Raw genomic sequence first — 16,199 nt, 5'->3', positions numbered from 1 at the left:
CTAATCTGAGCTTAATCATCAATTCAAAGGTTTTTTGCCCTGCAATACGTTAAGGTAATCATCCAGCCTATCCATCCTGCCTTCCCATAATCGGCGATAGGAATCAAGCCACCTATCCAGTTCCTGAAACGGTTCAGGCCTGATTTTATAAATCCTGCGGTTGGCGATCGGCTGAACCTCCACAAGGCCAGCGTCACAAAGAACGCGAAGATGCTTGGAAGTTTGAGGCTGGTTCAACTCAAGTTTTTTTGCGATATCCCCTACTGGAAGCGCTCCTTCCAGCAGCAGGTCTATGATATCCAGACGGTTGGGCTCAGCCAGTGCACTGAAAAGTTGCCCATTCATGTTGTATCATCTCCCGGCGTGATTATGGTCACTCTTTCCATTTCTATAGTAGATCCCACCCCCGATTCCTTATTGTAACTTTCCTTAAGAATAATATACACCATTAGGAATATTCCTGTAAAGGAATATTACAAAAAATTTTTAAAATAGACTATATGGACCCGCCTTCTTCATCAACAAAAGAAGCATTATAGTCTTGAAATATTTTTCCCGGAATAAAATTAATAGATATTCTTTTAAACTTATGCCTTACTTGGAAAATTAGGAGGGATTTTTTCTGAAAGCAATTGTGTATCAAAAATACGGATCGCCAGATAATCTTAGATCGACAGATTTAGATAAACCAGTGCCCAGGGATCAAGAGGTACTCGTCAAGGTTCACGCAGCATCTGTGAATTATGGGAATCTTGTTCTTTTAAAAGGAAAACCATACCTGGCACGCTTTGCCTACGGTCTTCTCAAACCAAAATACACGGTACCAGGAGGTGACATCGCCGGTCAGGTGGAAGCAGTCGGCAAAGACGTCACACAGTTTCAGCCAGGCGATAATGTGTACGGAGACCTTTCAGGCTGCGGCTGGGGCGGTTTTGCTGAATATGTATCTGTCCCTGAAAAGGCGCTGGCCATAAAACCAGCCAATCTTACCTTTAAGGAGGCAGCCGCAGTACCTATGGCGGGAGTCACAGCACTACAGGCCTTAAGAAACAAAGGAAACATTCAGGCAGGACAAAACGTCTTGATTTATGGGGCGTCAGGGGGTGTGGGAACTTTCGCCGTACAAATCGCCAAATCATTGGGTGCTAAGGTTACCGGTTTATGCAGTACAAGGAACTTAGACATTTTGCGTACCCTTGGAGCAGATCATGCCATCGATTATAAAAAGGAGGATTTCTCCAAAAGGACAGAGAAGTATGACCTGATTCTGGCTGTTAACGGCTATCAGCCGATTTCTGTTTATAAGCGGGCTTTAAGATCTAATGGAACCTATGTGCTTGCCGGAGGTTCAGGAGCACAATTTACACAGGCGATGGTCATGGGGCCGTGGATTTCATTCACAGGGAATAAGAAAATGAGCAGCATGCTGCAGAGGCAAAATCAGGTAGACCTGATTTACATGAGCGAACTTATTGAAGCCGGAAAAGTAAAGCCGGTCATTGATCGATCATTTAAATTAAGTGAAGTGGACAAAGCTTTTAGATATTTTGAAGAAGGTCACGCTCAAGGAAAAGTAATTATTACGATTACAGAAGATTAATAGCGGTTAAGATTCATTGTGTGTTCAGTGCAGGGGAGAAGAAGAATCCCTTTACCATCTTCTCCCCCTTATAAAGAATTGTGAGGTTATGAACATTCTGAAAGCAGTATTATCAATAAAAACTAAACGGACATGTTTGTCATAAATCAGTGTCTTAACAATTATATTCTCTATTTCATGCTTCCTTCCTCTTTCTCACTGTTAAGAACACTATAAAACATTACGTTAGGTTCAAGTTTTTTCTGTCGGGACCAGCCCTTTAATTTTTTAAATTTTTTGAACAAAATAGTTTTACCATGTGTTAAATTATATTTAAATATGTTCATCCTCTTTTAACACATGGGCAAGGAGTGAAAAAAATGAATGATTTCTTTACGTTTTTAATTCTTTCTTTGTTTGTGGTCATGAGTCCAGGGATTGATACTGCCCTTATAACAAAGAGGACGATTTCAGACGGAAGGACAGATGGCTATAAAATGGGGCTGGGCATTACAGCAGGTTCTTTAGTGCATACCTTTGCGGCTGCTTTTGGCCTATCAGCCATTTTAATGCAGTCTGCTTCAGCATTTGAAGTCATTAAATTTGCCGGGGCGGTTTATTTGATTTACCTGGGGCTATCTTCATTCATCAGCATGAAAAAGAAGAAGAATGCTGATTTAGAAACTGAAGTAAAATCAGACATGAAAAAGTCTGCCTTTAAACAAGGACTCCTTTCAAACGTGCTCAATCCCAAAGTTGCAATGTTTTTTTTAACCTTTCTGCCGCAATTTGTGAAGACAGGCGAAAACGCGCAACAGCAGCTGATCATTATGGGAATTATATACACATTGCTGAGCATATGCTGGTTTTTCCTATACGTATTCTTCATCAATTACCTGCGGGAATGGCTCATGTCCCCAAAGGTTCAAAGAGTTATGGATAAAGCTACAGGTGTTGTGTTAATCGCTTTCGGATTAAAGCTGGCGCTAGGTAAGCAGCATTAAAACATTGGGATTCAGTTCAATAACGCTCAGAGTAATTTCTGAGCGTTTTTAGTGTCATTTTTTTAGTCCTTACCCTTTATTTAATGCTATTCAATAATAGATTCTCAAAATGTTAAGAACCAATCCGATGATGAAAACAACCGCCAATAAGAACATGGCGGCTGGGTATAGACCAAATACATCAATAGTGGTCGAACTGTTGTTTTGTAAACTTGGAACATTAAAAAACAACCACCCAATTAATACTGATTGAGCCTATTGGGGAATTAAACGAAGGATAAATTTCCAGGGAGGATGCTGTTTACGTTTATTCGAAATTTTTACTCCGCAGCAATCCTCTTATTCCTAAAATCAAAAAATGAATGTGATAACGCCAAGTGTTAGATCAATTAATTTTGATATTGGAGCTTTCAATACTAGTTCTTTTCCCTCGGTCATTTGGATAATGCCCGAACTTAGGGGTATAACGATTTAGTAATACTGCAATGGTGAGAGAGTCAGTCATTCCCAGTGGAGAAATACCTTTTGTTTAAGATATTGGGAGAATTCTATTCCGCTTAATTTCACTACCAGTAACGGTAATAACCAGTAGTTCCCATTGCTATAATTATATTTCTCTCCCGGGTTTGACTGCAGGTTCGTTCGTATCATTCATACGTTCCACACCTGCTTGTAAGGAAATTGCAGGTGATACAATAACTGGATTAGGAATACCTAAAAGCTGGAAAATCGCAACATATTTTCATGTTGAATCATCAAGTTTTTCCTCTGGCAGATATTTAATTATTGGGTCATCCAGTTGGATTCCCCTTGATCAGCAAGCTGCAAAACAGCAAATGCAGTAAATGATTTGGATACGGAACCGATCCTCATTAACGACTTTTATTTTACTGGCTTTCCCTTGGAATCGTGGCCATATCCCTTCTCGTATACAAATTTACCGTCTTTTACAATGGCAATCGATGCACGAGGCAGCCCATTCCATTCTATATAGTTAGTGACAAATTGATCAGCATCTTCTGTCTTAAAGGGTTTAGCAGATAGGACACTTACACACAAGGGAAGATGTTACAAGGATTATTAACAGAAGAACAAAGCTCCAGCTAAACTAATAAAGACCACATAATATCGATTATGTGGTCATTTAATAAGGTTTTCCTTAATGTTTCTCTGGACTGCATAACCTCTTTAATATATCCTGACCTCGTTATTATTGAATAATCATCCTTGTTTTTGAGAGGTAATGTTGTCTGTGCTCTGAAAGCTACTTCGTTGGTGATAAGTTTGTAAAAGCGAGCCAGATAGTATAAGTACAATTCCAAGTCCGGAAACAATTGTAATAATTCCTCCACCAACTGTACCTGCCTGGAAGCCATCGGCTAAAAATTTTTGGTCCGCTGTAGTAAGTGCTAACCAAAAAGAAGTGCCCATACCGCCTAAAATTCCGCATAAGATAAAAATCGTTCCTGTAAAAGTCAAAATTGAGTTTTTTGGTATCTCTTCTTCATCAACAATATCCATCCATAGCAAATCCCATTTCTTTACCCTTTTATATAAAATAAGCATTAAAGGTGGACCTAACACACAGATAGCAACTGAATTATTCAAAGCTACGACTGAAGCCATTGCAGCAAAGGGAACAGCAGCCAAAAGTTCTCCACTAAAACCTAAAGTGAGTGCACATGCAAAGGCCCCTAGAATACCGGCCATACAAAAGTTAATTATCTTTCTGGCAGAGTTTAGATATAAAGAATCATCATCCGTACTTTTTATATTGCCTATACTGTTCCATATTTTGTAAGGGATATATGCCATAAGAAAATTTGCGATAAATCCAAATGGTGTTCCCGGACCAATAAAGCTAAACATATCCCCTATAATACTTCCTATTCCTACTCCCCATGCCCCTGCAGGACCAAATAACAAACCAAATATTACAGGAAATACAGCTGCTGGCCTCAGTTCTGAAGCCCCAGGTATAATTACTAAACCTTTAAAAGGAATCATCGCTGCTGCATATATCGCTGCTGATAGTGCTACTAAAACTACCATTTTGGTGTGTTTCCACATACTAAATACTTCTTTCACAAACCATCACTCCTTTCACAATGCTATTAAAAATTTATTCGGTAATAAATTACTGAAATGCATAATATCAGCATTAATCCAAGAATAATAAAATCGGCAGAAGTCATTTTGAGCTTTAAATAATAACTTCTATAATTTTGATAGCCAAATCCTTTTGATTCCAAAGCCATTGCTAAAGTTCCAGTATTCCTTATTGATGTAAGGAATACAGGGACCAGTAGTGGAATATACTTCTTGAACCTTTCTATTATACTCCCTTTACTTAAGTCAAGGCCTCTTGACTTTTGAGCATCAATAATTATATGACTTGTAGAAATTAAGGTTGGAACCATTCTTAATGCTGTCATAAAAGCAAATGAAACCCTATAAGGAACCTTAAAATATATTAATGCGAGTGATATTTCTTCAACCTTTGTTGTACTGAGGAATAAGATGCCTGCAATAATAATGGTGCTAATCTTGATTGCCACTATTACACCAAATTCAGCACCTTCTATTGAAAAGAATAATACATCCTTAGTTCCTGGATAGCTTGCGGACCATAATAGTATGGATAAAAAACAGGTCATTGTTATTACTATTTTTAAATGCTTAATATTTTTTAACATTTGTGCTAATTTTCCAATAATTAATACTATACAAAGTAAAGTTATTTGAGAAAGAATGTCTGGTAAAAGCATGGCACTAAAGAAGATTGAAACAAAATTTATGATTTTTGTTCTTGGGTCCAACCTATTAAAAAGAGTATTGCGATTCAGGTAAAGTTGCACATTTTTCCTCCTTCCTTGAATGAACACCACCATAATTTGTACAATTTAACATTTCATCAACAGAAAGAAGTGTGATTCCTAAAAGTTTACTAAACTCGGTTATGTGTGGAGGACGGATAGAAAGCTCTTTAAGTAAATTCTCTTTTCCTAATATTTCTCTTGTAATCCCATCCAATGCAACTTCACCATCCTTCATAACTAGAGTTCTGTGTGCATACTCTGCCACCACCCACATCACATGAGTAATAATAATTATTGTATGTCCAGACTTGTTTAATTTTTTTATTAAGTCCATTACTTGTCTTTGTTCATGATAATCAAGACCCGTTGTCGGCTCATCCAGAATAATGATTTTAGATTCAGCTGCAATTACCGAAGCAATCGCCAACCGTTGTCGCTCACCTTTTGTTAAAAAGAATGGATCCTCATCCTCGTATCCTGAAAGATTTACCACTTTCAGTGCTTCTTTTACCCTTTCATTAATGGCATTTTCAGATAACCCTCTTAATTTTAGGCTAAATACTACTTCCTCATAGACTGTTTCAGAAAAGATTTGATGATCAGGATTTTGAAATACAAGGCCGATCTTTTGCCCTATTTCGAATACTGTTAATTCTTTAACTGACTTGCCACGTATAAAAATATTTCCATGATTAGTATCGATTAACCCAGTTAAATGTTTGATTAGAGTCGTTTTCCCACTACCATTATGACCCACAATTGCAACAAATTCATTTTCTCTTATCTGTATATCGATTCCCTGAAGCGCATATGAACCATCTGGGTATTTATAATTTAAATCTATAGTTTCTAACACAACATTTTTATAGGTATTTATACGTTTTTTATCATTTTCTATAAGTTTATTGTATTGGTTACTATCTAAATTAATTGGTAAACTCTTGAACAACCGAACCCCTTCCTCAGGAAGCAGTGGCAGCACCTCTTTCGCTAGGCCCAATTTGTGAAAGTATAGAGGCACTTGAAGCGGAAAAACTCCATTTGCTTCTAGAACTTCAACTTCCTTTAATACATTAGCAGAATTATCATTCAGAACAATTTGTCCCTTATTCATTACAATAATGCGATCTGAAGTGATTATTTCCTCTAATTCATGTTCAACCAATATGACTGTTTTATCATTTTTTGATTGAAGGTCTTTAATAATATTTACGATGCCTAATTTACCACCGGGATCTAAATCTGTAGTTGGTTCATCCATGCAAACTATTTTTGGATCGATAGCCAGGATAGAACCTATTGCTAAACGCTGCTTTTGCCCCCCTGAAAGGGATGAAGGAGCTCTATCTTCTAACCCGGACAAACATACAGCAGGGAATATTTCCATTATGACTTTATCCATTTCTTCATCGGAAAAATTTAAATTCTCGGGTCCAAATAAAATTTCAAGAGCAGCGTTTGTCGAAAATAATTGTGCCTCAAAATCCTGAAAAACTAACCCTACCTCTTTTACATTTTCACCTACTCTGTGCTCTCTTATATTCTTATTAAGAATAATTACTTCACCAGAATAAAGTCCTTTTTGGTAATGGGGAATTAATCCATTTAAACATTGCAGGAGAGTGGATTTACCAGCACCCGAAGCACCCGTAATGACAACGAATTCACCTTTACTTACAGAAAAGTTTATATTTTTCAGAGCATATTTATCCTTTACTCCCTTATATTTGAATGAAAGCTCTCTGACATCTATAATCAATTTCTTCACTCCAAAATAAGAAGTTACCAACATGAAATTAATAGAACCTGCCTCTAGTAGAAAGAATGCTTTTTACTCCTTTATTGATTTTACATACATCACATTCGCCATATTTATATGGATAAATATGGCCGAAAAATTGATTATTTCCAGATTTACAATCTTTACATATAAAAGTTATCCGATCCTCAGTACTATGCCCGTGTTCTATTAATTCTAAGAATTTGTTGGCCTTTGAATATAAAGCTTTATCATGGGTTAATAAAAATGGACTCAAATCATTTAAGTCTTCTATCGTAAGTACTGTTTTTTTTCTCGAGGTCCTCATATATAAGGTAATTTCATGTTCATCCAAAATTATAAGTAATGGAGCACCTTCCTTTTCCCATTGTCTTTTAATTTTTTTTATATTATTTTCTTCTCTCTTTACACTGCATCTTATGGATTGACTATTGAGTAGTTTTTCAACCTGTTCAATTAATAGCATGTTATTATCCAAGGCAGATGCAATAATAACTTGACTTGGAGCTACTGAAGTTGGCAATATAAGCCCATTTTGATCACTGTGTAAAATAGCCATAAGGGCTATGACTTTCTCTGAAAACCCTGAATCAATTAATTCAAAATTAGTATTAAAGTTTTCCTTAAAGTTTTCGGATAGTTGAAAGATCATACCTGATTTTGTGAAATTCAAGTTGTCTAGTGCGGTTACAAAATACCTTTGGCTAGAGGCATAGTTATGTAGTTCACCTGCATCTACAAAAAGAGTTGGCAGACATAGTTTTCTAAAAAAATCGCGATAGACTTGAGTTAATTTGTCAAAAAAACCATTAATTTCATTTTCTTTTATGACATGATTCAACTGAATTACTGGCCAAATATTTCGATCTCTAAATAAAGCCTTAGTACTGCCTGTTTCATTTCTTGCGACAGAGGTTAAGGTTAGAACCGGTCTTTTCTCAGTTGTTTCTAGTAAGTAAGAAATATTTAGAGGCATTGCATCTGATTTAATTAAGTAATCACTATTATTATCTTTAAAAGTGTAGATGCTATCATAATTATTAATATCTCCATAAACTTGATCATAGACTGATTTATGAATGATATTACCGAAATCTAAAATATAAAAGTCATTAATCTCTGATTGTAAGCATTCTTTAAATACTTGAAAAATATTGTTGACTAAGTCTATTCCATTTTTATACCAAATAGGGATTCCTTTTCCATAACCTTTTTCATTAATAATTTGTGCATCTTCTAATTTTTTGATATAAGTATTCTGAATCATATAACAGCACTCACCTTTAAGCATGGCAAATCATATTGTGAATCAACAATACTAATAAATTTGTTGGAACGCTGTTTTAATATTTTGGATAAATTTTTACTTATATCATCTAATATCATAGGCTCACCGAAAAATTGTGCTAATAGTAGGCTTTTGACTTCAATCCCATTTGCAACGCCTTTTCCAATGGAAAAAAAACCTTTTGGAGGGGCTTTTAAATCTATCCAGTCAAACAAAACAATATTAAAATCAGCTCCAAAAGATCTGAGATAACACATTGTATTAGAATTTTCTAATTTAACTTTAATAGGGTAATATATTCGGTTGACTTGTTTTACTTTGTTATTCCTCTTTGATCGAACAATCTCTTCTTTTTCAGGAATGCAGAAGATATCATTGATTTGGACTAAATCATATTTCTTGAGCTCACTTAATACTATTTCTATATTTAATAATTGCTGATTGTTAATTGGTAACCTGTGATTTATTATCGTATTTGACATTTTCTGTACCCTCTTTTCTTAATAAACTAAAAATAAGAAGACTTAAGAAGGAAAATATTAATAAAAAGAACCATAGATAACCTATAGACTCTTCATATAAAAAGCCTCCAATTAATGGAGCAATAGCATACCCAAGGGAGCTCACTCCACCAAAAACACCATAAAAGTGGCCTGAATAATTCGGTGGTGATATATCTGCCACATAGCTTGTAGAGGTAGGGAAAAACAACATACAGCCAAATGATACAAATAGAATTAATGGAAAGAAGAATAGATATTGATCTACAAAGTAAATACCAACTAAACAGCAGCAAAACATTAATGATCCCATTGCCATTATGCTTGCTTTTCTCAGGTTCTTTGTTAAGATACTTAAAGGCAACTGAAAGACCATAATAGCGAACGTGTTAATTGATGCGATAATTCCATATTGCATTTCATTAATACCTAAATGCCCTTTTAGATATACCGGTAACGTTGTAAATAACTGGGCATAACAAGTAATGGTTAAAATAGTACCAATACAGAACCATATAAACCCCTTATTTTTCCACACCAAAGAGAAATTCACTTTTTCTTTGGTTCTATTAAAATTAATCTTTTGTTCTTTGCTTGAATTATCTTTATAATTAAATCTAAATATTAATAACAATGTAAACAAAAGGGTGGTTACAGCATTTACTAAAAATACATATGTATAAGAAAATACGGCAAGGAACCCACCAATAGAAGCACCTAAAACTTGACCTCCATTAAAAGCCATAAGTAAGATACTATTTACCTCAGTTCTCTGTTCTGAGCCTACACTCTCCCCTACAATTACATTTCTTACAACATAATACATAGGGACCAACATACCTGAAAGAAAAAGGACAATGGCAATTAAAAGAATGGACCTGGAAAAGATATATAATATATCCACGAGAGTAACAGCAGACATTATTATTATAAGAGCAAGTCTTTTATCAAATCTGCCAATCATTAATCCGACAAGAGGCTGAGACACTATACCAACTATGCTTTGCAGGGCTAGTAGTAACCCAATTGCACTCATCGGCATATTAATTTGTTCTTTCATGTATATAGTTAAAAAAGGGTAAAAAATACCAATTCCAATAGCGTTTATAAGGGTACCAAGAAATAGTACCCAAACAAAGCTATCAAAGGAGCGATAATAATTTTTTAAAGCAGTTATAGTGCCAATCAATTTTATAATCATCTTATCACTCCTTAAAAAATGGAACTTTATTATACAGGCTCATACTTAACATTGAGAGTATCTATTAATTGGTCCCTTATTGCTATTAAATCACTGTGCGTCTTCCCGCTTACATAGGCGAAACCTAACATATCCATTAAACTATTTTTAGGATCTAGAATAGTCCCCGCCTCTTTAACCATAATAAGCAGTTCAAGTCCTGGTATTTCTCTTGCTGTTTGTATATTTGATAGTTCGGCAATCTTAACATTGTAGTTCGGCCCATGTAATAAGAATGAACCTGCACTTCTTTTAAAGTCAGGAATTGTTTTCGGTTTCTCTCCAAGAGATAATCTGCCCATTTCATAAAATAGATCATAATCTGGATCAGCAAGTCTTAATCTAAATGGAATACCTCCTCCTGGCCTTGCATTCACTTCTATAATTTTAGGGCCGCTCTCTGTTAGTTTAATCTCAATATGAGTTACACCATTTTTCAATCCTAAAGCATGAATTGCTGCTGCTGCAATCTGATATAGGCTTTCCTTAGAATCATTTCCTAAATTCGAAGGTAACATATATCCCGTTTCTCTAAAGGGTTCTAAGATTTCAGTACGGTCTGTGACACATAAATGATATATTTCTCCATGATGGATAATAGATTCCACACTCAAATAATCTGCATAATAGTCTTCCTTATGCCACTTTACCCCTTCCATTCTTTCTTCTAATAAAAAATCCGGCTTTCCATTTTCCACAAAATAATTTTTATAGGATTGAGTAAAGTCTGTATACACTTTTACTAATTCTTGATAACTCTCTACACTTGCTATGTGGTAGCCACCAGCACCATACACTGGTTTTAAGACCGCAGGAAATCCAACTTTCTCACAAGCTATCTTTAAATCATTTTCACCTTCAATCAAGTGAAATTTAGGAACCGGCACACCATTCTCATGAAGTACTTTCCTTTGTAAATACTTGTTTTGTGATAACTCTATGGATTTTCTAGTGTTATATGGTAAGTTGAGTTTTTCTGCGATTTGAGCTGCTGTATCCAAAACCATTTCTCCAAATGTTATAACACCATGAATCGGTTTATTTTCATGATAGGCTATAGCTTCAGTGACCATCTCTTGAAAACTTTTTACCTCAATCGCATCACCGTATTTTCCAACCCAGTTGTTGTATAGATCATTAAGTGCTTTATTCTCAGGTCGTATATAGATGGTAACAATATCTGTATCTAATTTACTGATACTAGGATAAATTAAATCAGGAGCGGACCCTCCACTATATAAAAGTAATAAAAGACGCTTTCTCATTATTAAACCCCCAACTCTTCTTCTAATTTATTTACATAATCTAAAGTGACATTAATATGTGACATTTTTTCTAATGCCTCATGCCTGCTCATTAATCCAGCTCTTACATGGTAAGATAATTCATAGACATAAGGGTGGAATTGAAATTTCTTTAAATGATCTACTATTAGAAAGCTATTTAAACGGCAATTCGAAGAACACGAATCAGTATCTTTAGGCTGCTTCCAACCAATTTCTTTTAATGACTTAACTATTTCTTCTTCTTTATAATCTGAAACATAAAGTGGATTAACTAAGAACTGGGTAACCTGTAGTTGTTCTTCTTCACTTCCAACATGTGCCCAGGCTTTTTCTGAAACTTCTTTCATCCTGTCTGCATATTTGCTGATAATTCCCTGTATGAAATCACTTTCAAGAACGGCTGAATCAGTCATTTGACCAGGGGTCCATCCCCCCGCAATTAAAGGGATATTCAATTTATTCGCCAACATAACACCCGTCATGAATACAAGCCCTATACATGAGCCGCAGCAAGTTGTAGAATACATGTATGTTGACTTGTCAAACGTTCCATTTAAACTTCCTCTATAAATCTCATCCATCACTGACTTAGGGTATTTAATTATGTGATGATCGATCCCTAAGTTATCCAAAACAATTTTCATATTTTGGCTTGTAACGTTAGATAAATAACTATTATCTAATGTCATCGCCAGAATCCTTAAATTATATTTTTCTTTCATTAATTTTAAAGAAAAAGAACTATCTTTTCCTCCGCTATATAGGACCAAACAGTCATATTTAGAACCTAGTGACTTTGTTTTAACTGTATTAATAAACTCTTCTAAGTTGGTTTCGTTCCAATCTGGAATACCGGCGAATTCATCACAATAATTACAAATTCCTTTAGAGTTAAATGATATATCTGGGAATGTCTCAGGCAAAACGCAATTTTCACATATTTGGACATCATAATGTACATTTAAACCAGTCTGAGAGTTTTCAATAAAAACTTTCTTTTCAGACATGTTCAACACTTCCTATCTTATAGCTGACTTTTATAGTCTCTTTTATCTTTTTATATTGCTCCAAGCATTCCACTGAAGTATTTCCAAAAGTATAAGCAAAAGAGTATAAGGAACGCATACCTAAGTCTGCTAATATCTTATCCCCAGGCTTTTTTAAACAAACAAGGGTGTGTATACCTTGAATTGCCCTTGCCTCTTCTACACCATCAATCGACTCAACCTCTTTTTCACTAACACTTTCTTCATGAAAGAAAAATGATGAGCCATACCCTTTGAAGGTTGCTTTAGATTTTGGCTCTTCACCAACAGTGATTTTAGCAGCCTCCTTAGGAATGTCATAATCAGAACACAATTGAAGCATTATGGGCATTGCTCCGCCAGCCCTGGCGTTAACCTCTATTATTTTTGGACCATGCTCTGTTAACTTAATTTCTGTATGTACAGGGCCATTTGTTAGTCCTAGAGCTTTTATTGCTTTGGAAGCTACTTCATATATTTCATTTTGTTTATCAGTCTCCAATACAGAAGGTAAGATGGCACCTGTTTCTCTAAACGGAGGAGCTAGAGGAGTTTTATCACAAACACAAATATGGTTTATTTTCCCTTTGTATACCATTGACTCAACGCTAACATAATCACCATATCCTTCAGTATGATAGAAATTTGCTCCGATCAGTTTTTCCTCAAGTAGGAATAACTCTTTTTCTTTATTTAAATAATTTGAATAAGATTTTATTTTTGTTTTATATACCTCTCTGAGCTGCTCCATGTTTTCGATGTCATACACATGGTAGCTGCCTGATCCGAAGGCAGGTTTTAAGACTGCAGGGAAATCTATTGATTGACTTGCTGCAGCTAAATCAGACTCTTCTCTAATTAGATGAAACTTTGCACTTGGTACTTGGTACTCCTTCAATTTCATTCTTTGTAAATATTTATTTTGAACGGCTTTAACTGCCTGTACAGAATTCCCAGGCAGATTTAAGTTTTGGGCAATTTCAGCTACAGGTTCTGTCATAAACTCATTAAAACTTAAAATACCGTCTATATTTTTTTCCCGACCAATTTTTTCAGCCAATTCATAAATGCTTTCAAGTCCTTTTACAGATTGGGTTTTTAACGTAGTAACCTTAAGCCAATTGTTAAAAATAGCAGACATTGCAGGGTTTTGGGGTTCTGTATAGATGACGTCAATTTCATAGTCTAAACACTCTAAACCTTTTAAATAGATAAATGGATCAATATCATGTATCAGTACCATTAATTTTTTCCTCATTAAATGTTCCCCCTTATTTAAATGAAAATTCATTTTGCCTAAGTCTATCAAGGGCTTCATGTAATATATCTTCTGAAACACCTGTATACATCCGAACAAACTTTAGTGATTTACCCTTTAAATCGCTCTTTCTAGGAGTGGCCCAGCAATCAGTTACCAGAACACCAGTTTTATAGAAGAGTTTTTTAATATAGGTATTTATACTGTCAGCCTCGTTGTGGTATTTTTCCGGAACTTCAAAAAGTAAATACGGAGAATAAACGCCTATATGATAAGAAGACTCTGGGTAATTTAATTTAGTCTTGAAAAAATCGTTAATATAATTATTTTTTCTGTCACTTTCGCAATGCAGCTTAGTTAAAAATCTTGTGGATTCCTCAGATTTCATCCACTTTTCCATAGATTTTTGCATCAGTGCATTATAATTGTAGGAATGAACAGCTCTATATTCGTTTACTATAATATCCAAAGCTGGAGGGCTAGCCATGATTGCCCCAATTCCCCAACCGTTACAATGGAACTGTTTACCTAAAGATCTTGTAGCAAAGATCCAATTATTAATCTTTGCAGATTCGATAATACTCCAGTTTCTATTAACAATTTCTAGTGCTGAAGTTTTACTGCTGAAATCAGGTGTTAGACCATAATAAGCATTATCAATCAATAGCCCACATTTATGTATTGCAGCTAATTGAATAATTCCTTCAACCAATACTTCACTCCAGTTGTTTCCTGTAGGGTTATGTTGAGCATTAATTACAATAAACGAGAGGTATTTGCCTTGATGCTTTTTTATATCTTCAATAGCTGTCTTAAAATCTTCTAAACTGGGCTGAAAGCTGTTCAAGGGAGATAGTTGGATTTTTTTTATTTCATAACCTAAAGGACAAAAAACACCTTCATAATCCCATCCAGGATCAGTGGAGATAAACACTGGCTTCTTCTGATTCTTTTGTTTTTTTAATAAGTATCTACCAAAATCAAACATGGCACTTCTTGTTCCATTCCAGGTAACAGCAGTTTCTAATCTATTATCCCCAGCAATTCTTTCTGACCTTCCAATGTAGTCTTTCAAAAGATTCCTAAAACTCGGTAGGCCATACATAGAAATCTGATAACCACTTTCAAAAGAAGCAGCTTCCTTCAAATTGTTTATAAGACCATCAGGGACTCGTTTCCAGGTCTCTCCTAATGCTAATGGAATTGGCTCTTTATTTTCTGAAGTTAAATAGGCCTGTAGATATTTGGTATCCCTTAAATGGTTAGGAGCAACATTATCATAAATCATTTCTGCTAAAGAATTCCTATACATGGGAGATCTCCTCTAGTTTTTATAAATTCTAAGTAAGTTTTGTTCACTTTCTATCAATGCACGACCGCCTATTGGCAGTGTTATCATGGGCTCCGTATGTCCTAAATCAACATCGGCTATTATGGGGAAATTATATTTGTCAAACACGTTATGTAAGATTTTTTCAAATGAAGACTCGCCGGAACTAGCCAATTCAGGATTAGAGTGTCTGCCAATAATAAGGCCGGATATGTCATCAAATACCCCGTGAAATTTCAGTTGCATTAAATAGGCTAATAATTTATCAGGGCTATATCCTTCAGTTTCAAAAAATAGAATTGCACCTTCTAGACGTGGCATATATTCTGTTCCTAATAAAAAACTAATTGTATTTAAATTCCCGCCAATTAAAACCCCCTCAGCTTTTCCCTTCTTAAAGAAACGCCACTCCCCTCTCCCGGAAATGCTTCTTTTTCGAACATCTTCCTTATCCCACCATAACTTTTCCTCAGTCCAATAATCGGGTGGTTTTAAATCTATATAAAGATTTTCACCAAACAATTGTTCTTCCAGTCTCTCAACAGTATATTGCCATGGACCACCGTATTCACCCCATTCAGATATTACCATTGGTCCGTGAAACCCCAGCATGCCGGATTTTGCATAACAAGCTAGTAATAAAGAGGTAGCATCACTGTAACCGACTAAGACTTTCTTGTTTGCGCTAACCAACTCCCAATCTATATAGGGAAACAAGGCACTGGTAGTCCAGCCTCCAACAGCAAAGAAGATTGCTTTTATATCCTCATTAGTTAAATAACTATGGAACTCTTCAGCAAGGCATTTGGAAAATCCAATATCATAAGTTTGGTTTCTCTTGCATGAATCGCCGATCCTTATATTTTTATATCCCCGATCAGCTAATGAAGTAATAGCTCTTTTAAACCTTTTAGGGAAAAGGAAAGGGGCTGGTGAGGATGGAGCCCATACAACTATTTCGTCATTTTTTGATATTTTATATTCATTCATTTGCCACCATCCAAAATATGTTATTTAATCACATCATAACAGCCCTTTTAAAAAAATTCAAATATATTTAAATTTTTTAAAATATAATTGACCTATTTTT

At 35.2% G+C, this 16,199-nt stretch carries 16 protein-coding genes; 2 read left to right on the top strand and 14 right to left on the bottom strand.

From position 1 onward, the window contains the following. Positions 1 to 18: 18 nt before the first annotated feature. Positions 19 to 345, bottom strand: coding sequence for an ArsR/SmtB family transcription factor (locus AC3WTL_RS02815; protein ID WP_227887731.1), 327 nt, complete (start codon positions 343 to 345; stop codon positions 19 to 21). Positions 346 to 634: 289 nt separating this feature from the next. Between AC3WTL_RS02815 and AC3WTL_RS02810 the strand changes: the two genes are divergently transcribed. Then, entirely contained in the window at positions 635 to 1,600 is a 966-nt protein-coding gene (locus AC3WTL_RS02810; protein WP_492368968.1) for an NAD(P)-dependent alcohol dehydrogenase, read from the top strand. Between the two features lie 359 nt (positions 1,601 to 1,959). Further along, positions 1,960 to 2,583, top strand: coding sequence for a LysE family translocator (locus AC3WTL_RS02805; RefSeq protein WP_248347746.1), 624 nt, complete (start codon positions 1,960 to 1,962; stop codon positions 2,581 to 2,583). Between the two features lie 501 nt (positions 2,584 to 3,084). On the opposite strand, the gene AC3WTL_RS02800 is transcribed toward AC3WTL_RS02805, so the two are convergent. The 13 genes from AC3WTL_RS02800 to AC3WTL_RS02740 all read right to left on the bottom strand — a co-directional run bounded on the left by AC3WTL_RS02800 (position 3,085) and on the right by AC3WTL_RS02740 (position 16,099). Beyond that, positions 3,085 to 3,234 carry a serine hydrolase gene (locus tag AC3WTL_RS02800; RefSeq protein ID WP_282956704.1) on the bottom strand — a complete coding sequence of 50 codons (150 nt, stop codon included), beginning with the start codon at positions 3,232 to 3,234 and terminating at the stop codon, positions 3,085 to 3,087. A gap of 132 nt (positions 3,235 to 3,366) precedes the next feature. Then, on the bottom strand, positions 3,367 to 3,456 hold the full coding sequence (locus tag AC3WTL_RS02795; protein WP_242061767.1) for a beta-lactamase family protein: 90 nt from the start codon (positions 3,454 to 3,456) through the stop codon (positions 3,367 to 3,369). Between the two features lie 348 nt (positions 3,457 to 3,804). Then, complete coding sequence (locus AC3WTL_RS02790) at positions 3,805 to 4,671, bottom strand: QueT transporter family protein (protein WP_492368967.1); 867 nt, start codon at positions 4,669 to 4,671, stop codon at positions 3,805 to 3,807. A gap of 26 nt (positions 4,672 to 4,697) precedes the next feature. After that, complete coding sequence (locus AC3WTL_RS02785; protein WP_248347748.1) at positions 4,698 to 5,441, bottom strand: energy-coupling factor transporter transmembrane component T; 744 nt, start codon at positions 5,439 to 5,441, stop codon at positions 4,698 to 4,700. Further along, the gene (locus AC3WTL_RS02780; protein ID WP_492368966.1) at positions 5,407 to 7,161 is read right to left on the bottom strand and encodes an ABC transporter ATP-binding protein; all 1,755 of its coding nucleotides are present in this window, start codon (positions 7,159 to 7,161) and stop codon (positions 5,407 to 5,409) included. The genes AC3WTL_RS02785 and AC3WTL_RS02780 overlap by 35 nt, the downstream gene beginning before the upstream one ends. A 37-nt stretch (positions 7,162 to 7,198) precedes the next feature. Then, the gene (locus AC3WTL_RS02775) at positions 7,199 to 8,449 is read right to left on the bottom strand and encodes a His/Gly/Thr/Pro-type tRNA ligase C-terminal domain-containing protein (protein WP_248347753.1); all 1,251 of its coding nucleotides are present in this window, start codon (positions 8,447 to 8,449) and stop codon (positions 7,199 to 7,201) included. Next, entirely contained in the window at positions 8,446 to 8,952 is a 507-nt protein-coding gene (locus AC3WTL_RS02770) for a hypothetical protein (protein WP_248347755.1), read from the bottom strand. The genes AC3WTL_RS02775 and AC3WTL_RS02770 overlap by 4 nt, the downstream gene beginning before the upstream one ends. After that, entirely contained in the window at positions 8,915 to 10,171 is a 1,257-nt protein-coding gene (locus AC3WTL_RS02765) for an MDR family MFS transporter (protein WP_248347757.1), read from the bottom strand. The genes AC3WTL_RS02770 and AC3WTL_RS02765 overlap by 38 nt, the downstream gene beginning before the upstream one ends. 29 nt (positions 10,172 to 10,200) lie before the next feature. Then, a complete protein-coding gene (locus tag AC3WTL_RS02760) occupies positions 10,201 to 11,475 on the bottom strand; it encodes an ATP-grasp domain-containing protein (protein ID WP_492368965.1) in 1,275 nt (424 codons plus the stop codon). Positions 11,476 to 11,477: 2 nt separating this feature from the next. Continuing rightward, the gene (locus AC3WTL_RS02755; RefSeq protein ID WP_197205464.1) at positions 11,478 to 12,503 is read right to left on the bottom strand and encodes an adenine nucleotide alpha hydrolase family protein; all 1,026 of its coding nucleotides are present in this window, start codon (positions 12,501 to 12,503) and stop codon (positions 11,478 to 11,480) included. Further along, a complete protein-coding gene (locus AC3WTL_RS02750; RefSeq protein ID WP_248347762.1) occupies positions 12,496 to 13,779 on the bottom strand; it encodes an ATP-grasp domain-containing protein in 1,284 nt (427 codons plus the stop codon). Before AC3WTL_RS02750 ends, AC3WTL_RS02755 begins: the two co-directional genes overlap by 8 nt. 13 nt (positions 13,780 to 13,792) lie before the next feature. Then, the gene (locus AC3WTL_RS02745; RefSeq protein WP_492368964.1) at positions 13,793 to 15,091 is read right to left on the bottom strand and encodes a pyridoxal phosphate-dependent aminotransferase; all 1,299 of its coding nucleotides are present in this window, start codon (positions 15,089 to 15,091) and stop codon (positions 13,793 to 13,795) included. A 12-nt stretch (positions 15,092 to 15,103) separates the two neighbouring features. Next, entirely contained in the window at positions 15,104 to 16,099 is a 996-nt protein-coding gene (locus AC3WTL_RS02740; protein WP_248347765.1) for a S66 family peptidase, read from the bottom strand. Between the last annotated feature and the right edge of the window lie 100 nt (positions 16,100 to 16,199).

Source organism: Cytobacillus sp. EB106-05-05-XG126 (assembly GCF_058791715.1).
Note: the sequence above shows the minus strand (reverse complement) of the source record. Positions and strands in the feature narration are given on the sequence as shown.

Bases quoted from the DNA above. Each gene is read 5' to 3' on its own strand.
- AC3WTL_RS02815 (WP_227887731.1), bottom strand. From the start codon at position 345: ATGAATGGGCAACTTTTCAGTGCACTGGCTGAGCCCAACCGTCTGGAT.
- AC3WTL_RS02805 (WP_248347746.1), top strand. From the start codon at position 1,960: ATGAATGATTTCTTTACGTTTTTAATTCTTTCTTTGTTTGTGGTCATG.
- AC3WTL_RS02800 (WP_282956704.1), bottom strand. From the start codon at position 3,234: ATGATACGAACGAACCTGCAGTCAAACCCGGGAGAGAAATATAATTAT.
- AC3WTL_RS02795 (WP_242061767.1), bottom strand. From the start codon at position 3,456: ATGAGGATCGGTTCCGTATCCAAATCATTTACTGCATTTGCTGTTTTG.
- AC3WTL_RS02775 (WP_248347753.1), bottom strand. From the start codon at position 8,449: ATGATTCAGAATACTTATATCAAAAAATTAGAAGATGCACAAATTATT.
- AC3WTL_RS02770 (WP_248347755.1), bottom strand. From the start codon at position 8,952: ATGTCAAATACGATAATAAATCACAGGTTACCAATTAACAATCAGCAA.
- AC3WTL_RS02765 (WP_248347757.1), bottom strand. From the start codon at position 10,171: ATGATTATAAAATTGATTGGCACTATAACTGCTTTAAAAAATTATTAT.
- AC3WTL_RS02760 (WP_492368965.1), bottom strand. From the start codon at position 11,475: ATGAGAAAGCGTCTTTTATTACTTTTATATAGTGGAGGGTCCGCTCCT.
- AC3WTL_RS02755 (WP_197205464.1), bottom strand. From the start codon at position 12,503: ATGTCTGAAAAGAAAGTTTTTATTGAAAACTCTCAGACTGGTTTAAAT.
- AC3WTL_RS02750 (WP_248347762.1), bottom strand. From the start codon at position 13,779: ATGAGGAAAAAATTAATGGTACTGATACATGATATTGATCCATTTATC.
- AC3WTL_RS02745 (WP_492368964.1), bottom strand. From the start codon at position 15,091: ATGTATAGGAATTCTTTAGCAGAAATGATTTATGATAATGTTGCTCCT.
- AC3WTL_RS02740 (WP_248347765.1), bottom strand. From the start codon at position 16,099: ATGAATGAATATAAAATATCAAAAAATGACGAAATAGTTGTATGGGCT.